The organism is Priestia sp. TGN 0903, assembly GCF_050846855.1.
GTDB lineage: Bacteria > Bacillota > Bacilli > Bacillales > Bacillaceae_H > Priestia > Priestia zanthoxyli.
Genome location: NZ_JBOZGL010000006.1, coordinates 81113 through 95211 on the forward strand (window position 1 = coordinate 81113; position 14099 = coordinate 95211).

A 14099-nucleotide genomic window follows, 5' to 3' on the forward strand; every position below is an offset into this window, starting at 1 on the left:
AAGTTAGAATATTATCTTAATTGTTAATGAAAATCATTATCACTTACGAGGGGGAAAAGATGTGAATACATATTCTAAAGGCAAGTTGTCATATTTGTTGTCCATTCTTACCATTATGACACTGCTTGTGCTGGCAGCCTGCGGTAATTCAAACGGCGCTGACAGCGATAAAAAAGAAAAAACTGAGGGTTCTGGCGAAACTTACACAGTAAAACACGCAATGGATAAAACCGATATTAAAGGAACGCCTAAACGAGTGGTTGTTTTAACAAACGAAGGTACTGAAGCTCTTCTTGCAATGGGTGTAAAGCCTGTGGGCGCTGTTCAATCATGGTTAGGAAATCCGTGGTATGACCATATTAAAGGTCAGATGAAAGGCGTTAAAAGTGTGGGTACAGAAAGCGAGCCAAGCTTAGAAGCAATCGCTGCTTTAAAGCCTGACTTGATTATCGGAAATAAAATGCGACAAGAAAAAGTATACGATCAGCTTAGTCAAATTGCTCCGACTGTATTCTCTGAGGAGCTGCGCGGAGATTGGAAATCAAACTTTAAGCTATATGCAAAAGCTGTAAACAAAGAAGAAAAAGGTAAAGAAGTATTAGCTGACTATGACAATCGCGTAGCAGATTTAAAGAAACGCCTTGGAGATCAGTTAAAACAAAAAATCTCAGTTGTACGCTTTACAGCTGGAGACGTTCGTATCTATCATAAAGATTCATTCTCAGGTGTTATTTTAGATCAGCTTGGATTTGCTCGCCCTGAGTCTCAAGACAAGGATGATTTTGCTGAAATGAATGCAACAAAAGAACGCATTCCGGCAATGGACGGCGATCAGCTATTTTACTTCTCTTATGAAACGGGAGACGGTGAAGCAACAAAGCTTGAAAAAGAATGGATAAACGATCCTCTCTTTAAAAAGCTAAAAGTGGCTCAAGAAAATCATGTTCATAAAGTAGATGATGCTACTTGGAATACAGCAGGCGGTGTGTTAGCAGCTAATATCGTACTTGATGATATTGAAAAAATCTTCTTAGATAAAAAACAATAATAATATGAAAGAAAGAGCTTCGACGAATCGAAGCTCTTTCTTTCATGTATAATGTATTTCCTTTCATCGCACACTAACCGTGGTCTCACTTTATTAAATAGGAGTGGTGAAAATGAATTCAAAAAAACAGCCTAAAAAGCAGCCAGATACAAATGAAATGGCTGACCGTCAGTTCGAAACAGAAGATTATAACCGACAAGATGCACTCTCACAAGGTCTAGCAGAAACACATGAGCAAATAAGCGACGCCTATCAAGAAGGATCATTTGAAGATACAGATCGTTAATAAAAAAAGAGCTGACTCTAAGTCAGCTCTTTTTTATTTTGAATGCTGCCATGCCGTTTTAGGCAATGACATGGACATCCACTGCTGGCGCTTTGATTTATCAATCGTCACTTTCTTTGCTTTAATTCCTTGTTGAATCAGCTGTTTCATTAGTTTATCAATTGACTTCATCGCTATTCACCTCAAAAGCGGAAATTTGTCTTGCTTCTACTCTTTTACTTTTTTGCGCTTAAACTTCATAAAAAACTCATAGACAATTGGAACGATAATGAGCGTAAGCAGCGTAGAACTTGTTAGTCCTCCAATCACGGTAACCCCTAGCCCTTTTGAGATAAGGCCTCCACCTTCAAATCCAAAAGCTAATGGAAGCAGTGCACCAATCGTTGCAATAGCTGTCATTAAGATCGGGCGAAGACGTGTCATTCCAGCTTCTAGTAAAGCTTCACGCGTTGAAAGACCCTCTTGCTCTTTATGAATCACGCGGTCAATCAGAACAATCGCATTGGTTACCACAATTCCAATCAACATAAGAGCTCCAATCATCGAAGAAATACTAATCGTTTCCCCAGAGATTAAAAGTGCCACTAGCGCACCAATGAGTGTAAATGGAAGTGAGAATAAGATAGCAAATGGCGCTAAACCTCCACCAAATGTCAGTACAAGTACGAAGTACACGATACCAATGGCTGCGAGCATGGCAATTCCTAATTGACTAAATGAGTCATTAATTTGCTCTGATGCTCCGCCAAAGTTAATGTCCATATCACTTGGCAAATCAATTTTCTTCACTTCTTTTTGAACGTTAGAAGAAACGCCGCCTACATCGTCACTCTTAATATCGGCACTTACCTCTGCATAAATTTTATTATCACGGCGCGTTACCGTATTCGACGTTTTACCTTTTTTAATATCGACAACTTCATTTAATGTAACTTCCTGTCCAGTTTGAGAGGTCACTTTTGTGCTTGAAAGTTCGGCAAAAGTAGAGAAATCCTCTTTTTCTTTTGGAAGGTATACGTTAATTTCGTTTCCGTCTTTTTGGATAGTTGTTAATACTTCACGCTGTCCAAGGTTGGAAATTTGCATTCCGATTTGACTAGCAGACAAGCCGAGTTCAGCGGCTTTCTTTTGGTTCGGTACTAGCGTATATTCATCAAACGTATCTGAAAGCGTAGAATCGACATTTTTCAGTTCTTTATGCTTTTCTAAAACGCGCTGAACTTTGTCAGCATAAGGTTTGATTTCGTCTAAGCTATCTCCGTAAATAAGGACGTTTAATGAATTATTGCTGCCGCTAGACGCCGTATTCATGGAGCCCCATTCACCTTGATTCGCTTGTTTATTAAGAGCTTTTAATACTTTATCCTGCTCTTTATCAAAGTTTTGTGTATCCTCGTCATATTGCACAAATGTTAAAACGTTATTTTTGCTTCCCGGATTAAAAGAGTTACCTTCACCGAACGAATACTGAACCGTTTTGACACCATCTCGCTTCATCAAGTACGCTTCTGCGCGATTCGCTGCTTTTTCCACGTCGCTTTGAGACTGTCCGGCTTTCGGTGTATACGTAAGCGTCAGCGTTTTTTCTTGATCGGATGATAAAAAGCTAACCCCAATAGAAGGAACTAAAAATAAACTTCCTACTAACAGTAGTACGGCTAACCCAAAGGAAATAAGCTTATGGTTTAGCGTCCAGTTCAAAATTCGCTTATATCCGTGCGCTAGTTTGCTTGGCTTTTCTTCTTTGACTTTTACATTTGTTTTAAATAACGAATGAGCAAGCATTGGCACGAGTGTTACCGCTACTAGCAGTGATGCTAACAGTGCAAAAACAACCGTTAACGCAAACGGTAAGAATAGCTCTCCTACCGGTCCTTCTACGAGACCTAACGGTAAGAATACGGCCACGGTTACGACTGTAGAAGAAAAAATTGGAACAAACATTTCTTTCGTCGCCGCGACAATTAAATCTTTTCCTGTAAGCTTTTCTTCCTGATAAGCCATGCGGCGGTAAATATTTTCAATAACGACAATGGAATCATCTACAACCCTTCCGATGGCTACAGTCATCGCTCCAAGCGTCATAATATTTAAAGAGATATCCATTGATTTGAGCGCCAAAATGGCGATTAATAGCGAAAGCGGAATTGAAATAACGGCAATAATCGTTGAACGAATATCACGTAAAAATAAAAGAATAATAATAACCGCAAAGACCGCACCGATAATAGCTTTATTTAGCATCGTATGAACAGAATCTTCAATCGGTTTACCTTGATCAAAAATATTGTCAACGTGAAGGTCTTTATTTTTCTTTTCTAGGCTATTCATTTTTTCTTTAATATCATTTACAACATTTACTGTGTTCGCATCCTTCGCTTTGACAACTTGTACAGCAATTGAAGGTTTTCCGTTCGTGCGAGAAATGGATTCTGCTTTCCCCGTCACTTTAACATCCGCAATTTCTTTTAATTTCACAGTTGGAATCGAAGCTGCGGACGGCGCCTGCTGCACGGCTCCTTGTGTTTGCTGCTGGCTCATTCCTTGTTGCTGACCTTGAGCAGCTCCTTGACTAGGCACAGCTGGAATCTCTAAGTTTTCCAAATCTTTTTCTGTTGTCATCTTTCCGTCTACCACAACAGATTTTTGAGATCCATCCATCGTATACGTACCAGCCGGCACTTTTGCATCGGATGCTTGGATCAGCTTTTTCACCGTATCTTCATCGAGTCCCAGCTGCTTGAGCTTGTCTTGTTTGAATACAAGTTCTGCTTCTTCAACTTGTTCTCCTGAAACGCTGACCGAAGAAATGCCTTGCACTTTTTCAACTTGTGGAACAACGGTATTTTTTACATACTTCGTTAAGTCTTCTAATGATTTTTTATCATCTGAAACACTTAATGAAATAATCGGAAAATCACTGATGCTTTGTCTTGAAACATTTGGTTCCTCTACATCATCTGGCAGATCCACGTTTGAAAGAGCTCGTCTGACTTCGTCTTCTGCCTTCTCCATATTTTTACTAAAGCCATATTCAACTTGAATGGTAGCCATATTTTCATAAGAAGACGAGCTAACTGTGTCAACGCCGCTCAGTCCCTGAAGCTTTTGTTCAATTGGCTTACTCACCTTGTCTGCCACTTGTTCCGGAGTGGCGCCCGGATAAGTTGCACTGACTGTTACAACAGGCGTTGATATATCAGGAATAGTCTCTAGCTTCATATTAAATCCTGAATACAGCCCTGCAATAATGACAAAGAGTGTTAACAGCCATACTGCAAATTTATTTTTCAATGAAAATTTAATAAACTTCCCCAATGCATATCCTCCTTCAAATATATGTATACTAATAAAATTGACTGATTGGTCACAACAACTTAAAATATAAATGACTAACCGGTCAGTGTCAACCCTAAGCAGTCTCTCTCCTAATATGTTCATAATAAAGACATATTTACGATAAATCTTTTTTAGAGGAACTGACTCCCGTTCTTAACTTTGATATATACCTTTATCTTTTTTAGTGTATGATACTATTATCTAACGAAATGAATGGTCAAATTGTTTAATAAAGGAGGTAGAATACTTGAAAGAAAAAGAAAAAAGAATAATTGAAGCTTCGATTAAGCTTTTTGCAAAAAAAGGATTTAATGCTACCTCTGTGCAAGAAATTGTAGATGAATGCAACATTTCAAAAGGTGCATTTTACCTGCACTTCAAATCTAAGGATGCACTTTTATTATCAATTCTAAACTTTTACTATGAAAAGCTCTTTAGCTCTGTTTATGCTCTCGACGAGGAAGTAAACGATGCCCGCAGCCGCTATATGAATCAGCTCATCTATTTCTATGAATTTATTACAGAGCACAGAGATTTTATTATCATGCAAATCCGTGAAAAATCGATTCCATTTAACAAAGAAGTGGAGACCTTTGTTCATAAAATGCAGCGAGAAACGTTTTACTTTCATCGCAAAAGCCTCGTTAGCGTATACGGAGAAGACGTAACTCCTTATATCTCCGATTTAACGAAAATGATTGAAGGTATTCATCATTCCTTTTTAGAAATTATTATCTTCAATCAATACGAGCTTACCTTTAAAGAAGTCGCGCAGTACATAATGGAACGAGTTGACGTATTAGTAGAAGATTTATTAGCTAGAAAACCTCGTCCCCTTATTCCCGCTTCTTTTGGTGAAGATATATACGGAAAGGAACGAACGACTTTTCTAAGTAAAAATGAGCAGGTAAAACAAGCTCTTGAGGAAATTAAACATCTGCTAGACACCAGCGATCATATTTCTGATGAACACGCAGACAGCTTTCACATTTTACAAACGGAGCTAAAAAAAGATAAGCCTACCGCTGCTATTGTAAAAGGCATGGTTGGAAATTTAACGGAACTTAAACCGTTGGAAGAACCGCTTAATCTTTTAACAGCTTTACTCCAACAAAAATAACAGAAGGCTTCAAGCTTTCTGTTATTTTTCTGCTTTTGAACTAGATACTCCCCCAGATAACACGAACTTCATTGCTTCTTCCGGCTTAATATCTAACCATTCAATTTCTTCTTTTGGAATCAAAAAAGTAAAACCGGCTACTTGAAAAGTTTGTGGAACATAGACAGCGACATGGTCTTTTAACGAATGAATCACCTCTTCTACTTCTTCAGAGGTCACAAACCCTATGACTTTCATTGACGTGCCGGGCATTGGCACTAAAGCTACTTTTGAAAAAGACTTTTTCTCTCCAAGAAAAGATTGAAATGTATCTTTAATGACACTATATAGCGTTTTAACAAGCGGTATTTTTTCTAACAATCGATCAATTAAGTTAATAATTTTCCCAGCGAAAAAACGGGTAGATAACCACCCTAAGAACGTAATTAAGACAAGCGTTGCTAAGATTCCAATACCAGGTATATAATCCTGCTTCATATAGGGCTTCAATACGTTCCCTAAAATGCTGTCTAAAAAATTAAATACTCTTACCAAAATATAAATAACAAGGATAATAGGGACAATCGTTAAGAGTCCATTAATAAAACTTTTTATGATTGCTTTCATGCAAACACCTCATTTTTCCTGACATACTGCTGTTCATTATACAATGGATTTGTTTTGCTGCGTCTTTTTATTTCTATTCACATACGTATAAACTAGCGACGTTTTATCAAAATAATAGATGGGTACATGAACATACATACTTATATATTTATTTTTTCGGAGGGATACAATTGGGACGTTTAGAATCAAAAATTGCTGTTATTACAGGGTCAAGCTCTGGTATAGGAAAAGCAACTGCTGAGCGCTTTGCGAAAGAAGGAGCGGTTGTTATTTGTGCCGATATTAATTTGGACGGGGTAAAAAAAGTAGCAAAAGAAATTAAAGACGCTGGCGGTGAAGCATACGCCTACTATATCGATGTAGCTGAAGAAGAAAAAGTAAAAGAGTTCACAGCGGAAATTGAAAAGAAATTTGGAAAAGTGGATATTCTTTTTAATAATGCGGGGACAGACACAGAAGGCGGCAAGCTTCACGAATATCCTGTAGAACTTTGGGATCGCTTAATGTCGGTAGATTTACGCGGAACATTTCTTGTAAGCAAATATGTTATTCCGCTGATGTTAGAAAATGGCGGGTCGATTATTAATAATTCATCCGTATCCGGACTGGCAGCAGACTTAGACCGTTCTGGCTATAACGCGGCGAAAGGTGCTATTACCAACTTAACAAGAACCATGGCAATTGACTACGCTCGTGAAGGTATTCGCGTTAACTCAATTGCTCCTGGAACAATTGAAACGCCTCTTCTTGATGATTTATCAGGCGCTGAAGAAGGAAAAAAATTCAGAAAAGCATATGAATGGGTCGATCCCATGGGCCGTTTAGGCAAACCAGAAGAAGTAGCCGGTGCCGTATTATTTTTAGCATCCGATGACAGCTCATATGTAACGGGTGACTGCATTACGGTAGATGGCGGTCATATGGCGTATACATGGCCTGGAAAAATGCTTTACGATAAAATGTGAGAATACAATTAGCTCTATACCTTAAGGTATAGAGCTTTTCCGTTTGCATTTTTTCTTTAAAATAGACGTGACATTATGTCAAGACAGGTGTAAACTTAAAGCAAAATTCTTTGCTTCTAGGAGGAAGACATGAAAACAAAACAATTATCAGAACGTCAGCTTCTTGGCATCGCAGGGCTAGGATGGCTCTTCGATGCAATGGATGTTGGCATTTTGTCTTTTATCATTGCAGCTCTTCACGCTGAATGGGGACTTTCCCCTACTGAAATGAGTTGGATAGGCAGCGTTAACTCGATCGGGATGGCCGTTGGAGCTCTCGTGTTCGGGCTGCTGGCTGATCGAATTGGGCGAAAAACCGTTTTTATTGTGACTCTTGTTCTTTTTTCAGTGGCAAGCGGACTTTCGGCTCTTACTACTACCCTTGCTGCTTTTTTAGTATTTCGATTTTTAATTGGAATGGGTTTAGGAGGAGAGCTGCCTGTTGCTTCTACCCTTGTGTCTGAGACCGTGGCGCCGGAAAAACGCGGTAAAGTGGTCGTCTTGTTAGAAAGTTTTTGGGCGTTCGGCTGGCTACTGGCAGCGCTTATTTCTTACTTTGTAATTCCAGCTTACGGGTGGCAACTAGCTCTTATCCTAACGGCTATACCAGCATTTTATGCCATTTATTTGCGCATCAAACTGCCAGATTCTCCTCAATTTTTAGAGGCGACAAAGGAAAAGAAACCGTCTATTGCGGACAATGTAAGAAGCGTGTGGTCTAAGCCTTATCGTCAATCTACCGTTATGCTGTGGGTTCTGTGGTTTTGCGTTGTATTTTCATATTACGGCATGTTTTTATGGCTACCTAGCGTCATGGTCATTAAAGGATTTAGCTTAATCAAAAGCTTTGAATACGTATTGATTATGACATTAGCTCAGCTGCCTGGCTATTATACGGCTGCTTGGTTTATTGAACGCATGGGCCGAAAATTCGTATTGGTCACATATCTGTTAGGTACGGCTGCCAGCGCATATATCTTCGGAAATGCGGAGTCACTTTGGCTGCTGCTAACAGCAGGAATGTTGTTGTCTTTCTTCAACTTAGGCGCTTGGGGAGCTTTGTACGCGTATACACCTGAGCAATATCCGACATCTATTCGAGGCACAGGAGCTGGAATGGCCGCTTCTTTTGGACGAATTGGAGGAATTCTAGGACCGCTGTTAGTTGGGTATATGTCAACTCAAGGTGTTTCTTTAACCGTTACGTTCTCAATCTTCTGTGCAGCTATTTTAATCGGTGTTGGTTCGGTTGTTTTTCTAGGAAAAGAAACCAAACAAAAGCAGCTCGCATAAAAAAAAGACGCTCTTTTAGAGCGTCTTTTTTGTTCTTATTATTTATTTTCTACTAGCTCTTTTTCGCCTGTCTCTACTTCCACGTCACGCTGAGCGAATACTTTCTTAGCTACGCTTAAAGCATTTAACACGCGAGGGAAACCCGTATATGGAATTAATTGAATGATGCTTTCCACAATTTCATTCGGCTCTAGTCCAGCTGTTAAACCTGTGTTTAAATGCAGCTCAAGCTGAGGCTCTGTACCCTGAGTAACCAGTGATGAAATGGTTACTAATGCTCGCTGCTTATTCGTTAAACCTGGTCGTGAATAAATGTCTCCATAGGCAAATTCAATAATATATTTCCCAACGTCAGGAGCTAGGTCTTTTAAGTCTTCCGTAATTTTTAAATGAGTCGAAATATCATCGTTACTCGTTAACGTATATTCCATTAATTTATCTAAACCTTTTTGATAACTATTTTGTGCCATGTAAAATCAACCTCCGTATTTTTTACTGACACCGCACGGAATCAATGTTTGTTTTTGTGTATGTTTTCTACACTATCTACTTTAGCGCACATTCTTTCTTTCGTAAAATACATATATTCAATACAACATATGCATTTTATCTATATAAAACAGAATGCTGTTCATTCATATAGTGGAGGAATTGTTTAGAGGCATATGAAATATATTTATCTTTTTTTAAAATCAATCCTAAATCCCATGAAATTGAAGGATTAGTAATAGGAACTGCTTTTACGATAGCAGAATCCACTTTTGCTGCAATGGACTGTGGAAAGATAGATACACCTAAGTTTTCCGCGATCATTTCACCGATAAAATCCCATTGAGAGCTCTCGTAAGCTACATTAGGTTCAAATCCTGCTTGTTGACACGCCTGAATAAGCCGGTCGTGAAGCGTAAAATCTTCATTAAACAAAATAAATTTCTCTTGGGCTAGTTCATTAATTTCCACATGAGTTTTAGAGGCTAAAGGGTGAGAGTGGTGAACATATAAAAGCATTTTTTCTGAGATAAAAGGATTAATGTCAAAAAGATGTTCATTTACTGGAAGCACCGCTACACCTAGGTCTAACTCTCCTTTTTCTACTGCTTTTTGAACACGATTGGCTCCGTATTCAATAAGTTTAATTGTGATATCTGGATAGAGCTGCTGAAACCCTTTAATAATCTTTGGAAAGAACAGCACTCCAATCAATGGAGGAATTCCAATTTTAATCATTCCTTTTTTCAGATTCATCACATCATATAAATAAGTCGATAGCTCATCAATGGATGCCATAACTTTTTGTCCTTGCGCATACACAACTTCCCCGGCATCCGTTAAATCAATCTGTCTTGCGGAACGATCAATTAATTCTACTTCCAATTCTTCTTCTAAGTTTTTCACCATTTTGCTCAAGGTCGGCTGTGAAATATGAAGACTTTGAGATGCTTTAGTAAAGCTCCTTAATTTAGCGACTTCTAAAAAATAATTAAGCTGACGAATATCCATCTCTGCTCCTCCTATAGATAAAGCGAATATCTTTTATCTTATTTATTCATTTTACCTATTAACTTTTAAGATATACAGCAAAAAATCCGAACGATTTATCGTTCGGATATACCTTCACCTAAAATACTTTTGTCCTGTCCTTTTTTACTACGGTTATTTAAAATATTTTGGCTGCTTGTGCTGCTTGTTCTAAACCACTTTCAATAATTTCTTGAGCACGATCCGGAAACTGATTATGTCCTTCAATAATAACGGAGTTCACGTCCGTGATTCCAAAGAATTGAAGTACGCTGCTAACATATTTAACGGCCATTTCGACCTCAGCTGCTGGACCTTCTGAATATACTCCGCCACGCGCGTTTAATAACATCACCTTTTTATCGCCCAGTAATCCCACAGGACCTTCTGGCGTATACTTAAACGTTTTGCCTGCTTGATTTAAATAATCAAAGTACGTATGAAGCACGGCCGGCACAGTAAAATTCCAAAGAGGAAAGGCAATGACAATTTTATCAGCTTTCACAAATTGGTCTAGGTAACGATTAGCAATTTCTGCTGCTTTGTTTTCCGCTGCCGTCACTTCTAGCCCTCTTGCTAATTTAAACTGACCGTTTATCATGTCAGCACCTAAATAAGGAAGTTCTTCTTTGAACAAATTTATCTCCATTATTTCTTCACCTTGGTGCGATTGTTGATAGCTTTCTAAAAACGCATCATATAATTTTACGCTGACCGCTTCACTTGCCGATCTGTCATTTGCTTTTATAAAAAGAGTATAACTCATACTAAAACCTCCACTGATTGTTGATACTCTTATTTTATTCGCTTTGTCCTTGCGTTTCGCACGACTTTATAATGAAATACTTTCATACTTTAGTCGGAGAAATCTTATATAAGTAAGAATTTTTAAAGAGCCAAAAATCACATTGACAACGATAATCATTATCATTAAAATTAGAGAGAAATTATTATTTATCATTTAACGTAAGGGGAGCTTTTTATGTGGTCAAGTTTGGCTTTGTCGCTTCGTGAAGGTTTAGAAGCATCGCTTATCATTGGAATTATTTTAGCTCATGTTACAAAAATCGGCCGAAAAGACTTAAAATATTCCGTCTTTATTGGCGCTGCTGCTGGCCTTATTTTCAGCTTAGTATTTGGCTTTATTGGTTTTAATGAGGCGAAAGAGTTAGAAGAAGAGTCAGAAGAAATTTTTGAAGGAGTCATGATGCTTTTAGCTGCAGGCCTTATTGCTTATTTTATTCTGTGGTTGCACCGAAGCAAAGAAGTGACATCTTCAGTTACATCAAAAATTTCCAAAAGCTCTTCCAAGTGGGGATTAATCGTTTTAGCCTTTTTATCTGTCTTTCGTGAAGGAACAGAACTAATCATTTTTAATCTGACACAAGTGAATCAACACGCCTCTTCTATTGTATTCGGCAGTATAAGTGGCATTTTGCTGGCCGTCGTTATTACATACATTTTGTTCAAAACAGCTATTAAGCTGAACCTTTGGATTATTTTTAAAGCGCTTGGTATTTTCCTTATTTTTATTGGGGGAGAGTTATGCGGTGAAGGTTTGGTTAAGCTATTTGAAGCTGGTGGAGAACCCCTTGAGATAATTGGATTTAGTGTATTTACAGTTGCATCACTGTATCTATTCTTCCAAACGGAGTTAAAAAAATTAAGAGTAAGAAAACAAAAATCAGCATCATAATCATAAAAAAGCCCCCTAATGGCGGCTTTTTTAGTTTATAGATGAAACGGGAAGATGAATCACAACTTCCGTCCCTTGTTCTTCTTCACTTTTAATAAAAATCTCGCCTTTATGCTGACGGACAATAGTTTGTGCAATCGATAGTCCAAGCCCCGTTCCTCCCGTAGCTCTGCTTCTAGCTTTATCCACTCGGTAGAAACGTTCAAAAATATGTGCAAGATCTTCTTTTGGAATACCAATTCCATAGTCTTTCACTTTGATAATGACATCTTCCTGCTTTTTTTCCACGGTCACTTCAATTTTATTCGTACTGTATTTAATTGCATTATCAAGCAAAATAATCAGCACTTGCTTCATTTTCAGTTCATCCACTTGAATCATAATGGGCGTTTGATCATAATGAAGAACTAATTCTCTTTTGTATACCTGTTGCAGCTGCTTAACGATTTGTTCAAAAATAAGAACAAGATCTGTTTGCTTCATATCAAGCGTTTGTTCTTTTTCCACACTTGCCAGATCAAGCAGCGTTTCAATCATTTTTTGCATTTTGGTTGCTTCCGCATAGATGGTGTCGATCGCATCCAGCGTAATTTCTTCATTTTTAATCCCTCTTCTTCTTAATAAATTAGAATAACTGCGAATAACGGTTAGAGGGGTTTTTAATTCGTGAGAAGCATCAGAAACAAACTGATTTTGCTTTTCAATATTTTCTCGCAAGCGGTCAATCATATGATTAAACGTAACGGTCATACCCTGCAGTTCATCTCTCGTCTCCGTTTGAATGAGAACTTTTTTAGGAACACCGCTCTCTTCAATCTCTTTCATCGTTGTGACCATATTTTTAATAGGATGCATAATGACGCGTGATAACCATCTTCCTCCTAAAAGCGACAGTAAAATGGACACAAGCGAACAAAAAATCAAAATTGATAGCAAAATATCTTTGCGGGTTTCAAAACCAGTCAAGAGCTCGCCAATCTCAAGCGTTTCAACGACTTGATTATTGACTTTGACAGGCATGCGAATAACCAATACTTGCTTTTCTCTGATTTTGCGAAGCTTCACCTTTTTTTTCTTTGAAAACTCGGGCTTAATTTTCACCAGATGAGGATCATTTGATACTTGATTAATGACCGTAGAATTTTCTGAGACTGTTCGGATAAATGAATGGTTGGTCAAATAAAATTTTAGTAACTCCGGCGAGAGCTCCACGGAATGATCTTGCTGACCTTTTTGAATAATCTCGCGTGCTTTTTCGAATAAAATGTCCTGTTCCATATTCACCGTAGATTTAGTGAAGGAGAAAAAAACAACGATGTTCATGATTAATAAAATAACCACTAGCCATGCTGTTGTCAGCAAATTAATCTTCGTCGTGATCTTCATGTTTCTCCTCTTTCATCATATATCCTACGCCCCGCACCGTATGAATGAGAGAAGTAGAAAAACCTTCATCTACTTTTTTTCTTAAGTGGCGAATATACACATCAATTACGTTTGTTTCTCCTTCATATTCATAGCCCCAAACGTTTGTGAGAATCCCTTCTCTCGTGACAATTTTATTTTTATTCGTAAGCAAATACACGACTAAATCATACTCTTTCGGTGTCAACGTAATGGATTCATTGTTTCTTAGGACTTCCCTTGTTTCAAGATTAATGGTCAAATCACTAATCGTTAAGAGCTCTGCTTCAGCTTCTTTCGTTCCTGATGCTTCTACGAGCGAACGATAGCGAATACAAGAGCGAACTCGTGCTAACAGCTCTTCAATTTCAAACGGTTTTGTAACATAATCATTAGCCCCTTGGTCTAACCCCATTACCTTATCTAACGTCGTATTTCGGGCAGTTAATAAAATAACTGGCGTAAACACTTCTGCTTTCCGAAGTCTTCTTAACACCTCAATACCGCTCAGACTTGGAAGCATCACGTCGAGCAAAATGAGGTCATATTGAGCGGATATTGCCGTCTCTAAACCCGCTTTCCCGTCGTACTCAACATCTACTTCATAATCTTCAAATTCCAATTCAATCTTTAGCACTTTCGCAATTTGCGCTTCATCTTCCACAATTAAAATTTTCTCTTTCATATTATGCACCTCTCACCACATGTCTTAAGTGAAAGAATAGCTTCTTTAGATAAAAAAACAACACCTTTTTCAAAAGATGTTTGTTTTTTTATCTAAACCC

14 protein-coding genes are annotated in these 14099 nt (G+C 38.1%); 6 read left to right on the top strand and 8 right to left on the bottom strand.

Annotated features, from left to right (window positions below; all coding sequences use genetic code 11):
- The first annotated feature begins 61 nt into the window (after positions 1-61).
- On the top strand, positions 62-1048 hold the full coding sequence (locus tag ACRPLY_RS19870) for an ABC transporter substrate-binding protein (RefSeq protein ID WP_028412079.1): 987 nt from the start codon (positions 62-64) through the stop codon (positions 1046-1048).
- A gap of 112 nt (positions 1049-1160) precedes the next feature.
- A complete protein-coding gene (locus ACRPLY_RS19875) occupies positions 1161-1334 on the top strand; it encodes a YozQ family protein (protein WP_080754494.1) in 174 nt (57 codons plus the stop codon).
- Positions 1335-1367: 33 nt separating this feature from the next.
- Here the strand turns inward: ACRPLY_RS19875 and ACRPLY_RS19880 are convergent, their stop codons facing one another.
- Together ACRPLY_RS19880 and ACRPLY_RS19885 are read right to left on the bottom strand one after the other, a co-directional pair.
- Positions 1368-1505 carry a hypothetical protein gene (locus ACRPLY_RS19880; RefSeq protein WP_014457868.1) on the bottom strand — a complete coding sequence of 46 codons (138 nt, stop codon included), beginning with the start codon at positions 1503-1505 and terminating at the stop codon, positions 1368-1370.
- A gap of 36 nt (positions 1506-1541) precedes the next feature.
- Positions 1542-4652, bottom strand: a complete 3111-nt coding sequence (locus tag ACRPLY_RS19885; protein WP_028412078.1) for an efflux RND transporter permease subunit — start codon at positions 4650-4652, stop codon at positions 1542-1544.
- A 268-nt stretch (positions 4653-4920) separates the two neighbouring features.
- Between ACRPLY_RS19885 and ACRPLY_RS19890 the strand changes: the two genes are divergently transcribed.
- Positions 4921-5793, top strand: a complete 873-nt coding sequence (locus ACRPLY_RS19890; RefSeq protein WP_028412077.1) for a TetR/AcrR family transcriptional regulator — start codon at positions 4921-4923, stop codon at positions 5791-5793.
- A gap of 21 nt (positions 5794-5814) precedes the next feature.
- On the opposite strand, the gene ACRPLY_RS19895 is transcribed toward ACRPLY_RS19890, so the two are convergent.
- Positions 5815-6399, bottom strand: coding sequence for a DUF502 domain-containing protein (locus ACRPLY_RS19895; protein WP_028412076.1), 585 nt, complete (start codon positions 6397-6399; stop codon positions 5815-5817).
- Between the two features lie 170 nt (positions 6400-6569).
- Between ACRPLY_RS19895 and ACRPLY_RS19900 the strand changes: the two genes are divergently transcribed.
- Together ACRPLY_RS19900 and ACRPLY_RS19905 are read left to right on the top strand one after the other, a co-directional pair.
- Positions 6570-7364 carry an SDR family oxidoreductase gene (locus tag ACRPLY_RS19900; RefSeq protein ID WP_028412075.1) on the top strand — a complete coding sequence of 265 codons (795 nt, stop codon included), beginning with the start codon at positions 6570-6572 and terminating at the stop codon, positions 7362-7364.
- A gap of 129 nt (positions 7365-7493) precedes the next feature.
- Positions 7494-8696, top strand: coding sequence for an MFS transporter (locus ACRPLY_RS19905; RefSeq protein WP_028412074.1), 1203 nt, complete (start codon positions 7494-7496; stop codon positions 8694-8696).
- A gap of 38 nt (positions 8697-8734) precedes the next feature.
- Here ACRPLY_RS19905 and ACRPLY_RS19910 read toward each other — a convergent pair whose 3' ends face one another.
- The 3 genes from ACRPLY_RS19910 to ACRPLY_RS19920 form a co-directional block, all read right to left on the bottom strand.
- Complete coding sequence (locus tag ACRPLY_RS19910) at positions 8735-9166, bottom strand: carboxymuconolactone decarboxylase family protein (RefSeq protein ID WP_014457862.1); 432 nt, start codon at positions 9164-9166, stop codon at positions 8735-8737.
- Between the two features lie 136 nt (positions 9167-9302).
- Positions 9303-10196 carry a LysR family transcriptional regulator gene (locus tag ACRPLY_RS19915; protein WP_014457861.1) on the bottom strand — a complete coding sequence of 298 codons (894 nt, stop codon included), beginning with the start codon at positions 10194-10196 and terminating at the stop codon, positions 9303-9305.
- Between the two features lie 157 nt (positions 10197-10353).
- Positions 10354-10980, bottom strand: coding sequence for an FMN-dependent NADH-azoreductase (locus ACRPLY_RS19920; protein ID WP_028412073.1), 627 nt, complete (start codon positions 10978-10980; stop codon positions 10354-10356).
- Positions 10981-11196: 216 nt separating this feature from the next.
- On the opposite strand from ACRPLY_RS19920, the gene ACRPLY_RS19925 reads away from it, so the two are divergent.
- A complete protein-coding gene (locus ACRPLY_RS19925) occupies positions 11197-11910 on the top strand; it encodes an FTR1 family protein (protein ID WP_028412072.1) in 714 nt (237 codons plus the stop codon).
- Positions 11911-11940: 30 nt separating this feature from the next.
- Here the strand turns inward: ACRPLY_RS19925 and ACRPLY_RS19930 are convergent, their stop codons facing one another.
- Together ACRPLY_RS19930 and ACRPLY_RS19935 are read right to left on the bottom strand one after the other, a co-directional pair.
- The gene (locus tag ACRPLY_RS19930; RefSeq protein WP_033580431.1) at positions 11941-13296 is read right to left on the bottom strand and encodes a sensor histidine kinase; all 1356 of its coding nucleotides are present in this window, start codon (positions 13294-13296) and stop codon (positions 11941-11943) included.
- Positions 13274-13999, bottom strand: a complete 726-nt coding sequence (locus ACRPLY_RS19935) for a response regulator transcription factor (protein ID WP_025752630.1) — start codon at positions 13997-13999, stop codon at positions 13274-13276. The genes ACRPLY_RS19930 and ACRPLY_RS19935 overlap by 23 nt, the downstream gene beginning before the upstream one ends.
- Between the last annotated feature and the right edge of the window lie 100 nt (positions 14000-14099).

Bases quoted from the DNA above. Each gene is read 5' to 3' on its own strand.
- ACRPLY_RS19875 (WP_080754494.1), top strand. From the start codon at position 1,161: ATGAATTCAAAAAAACAGCCTAAAAAGCAGCCAGATACAAATGAAATG.
- ACRPLY_RS19880 (WP_014457868.1), bottom strand. From the start codon at position 1,505: ATGAAGTCAATTGATAAACTAATGAAACAGCTGATTCAACAAGGAATT.
- ACRPLY_RS19895 (WP_028412076.1), bottom strand. From the start codon at position 6,399: ATGAAAGCAATCATAAAAAGTTTTATTAATGGACTCTTAACGATTGTC.
- ACRPLY_RS19905 (WP_028412074.1), top strand. From the start codon at position 7,494: ATGAAAACAAAACAATTATCAGAACGTCAGCTTCTTGGCATCGCAGGG.
- ACRPLY_RS19910 (WP_014457862.1), bottom strand. From the start codon at position 9,166: ATGGCACAAAATAGTTATCAAAAAGGTTTAGATAAATTAATGGAATAT.
- ACRPLY_RS19915 (WP_014457861.1), bottom strand. From the start codon at position 10,196: ATGGATATTCGTCAGCTTAATTATTTTTTAGAAGTCGCTAAATTAAGG.
- ACRPLY_RS19920 (WP_028412073.1), bottom strand. From the start codon at position 10,980: ATGAGTTATACTCTTTTTATAAAAGCAAATGACAGATCGGCAAGTGAA.
- ACRPLY_RS19925 (WP_028412072.1), top strand. From the start codon at position 11,197: ATGTGGTCAAGTTTGGCTTTGTCGCTTCGTGAAGGTTTAGAAGCATCG.
- ACRPLY_RS19930 (WP_033580431.1), bottom strand. From the start codon at position 13,296: ATGAAGATCACGACGAAGATTAATTTGCTGACAACAGCATGGCTAGTG.
- ACRPLY_RS19935 (WP_025752630.1), bottom strand. From the start codon at position 13,999: ATGAAAGAGAAAATTTTAATTGTGGAAGATGAAGCGCAAATTGCGAAA.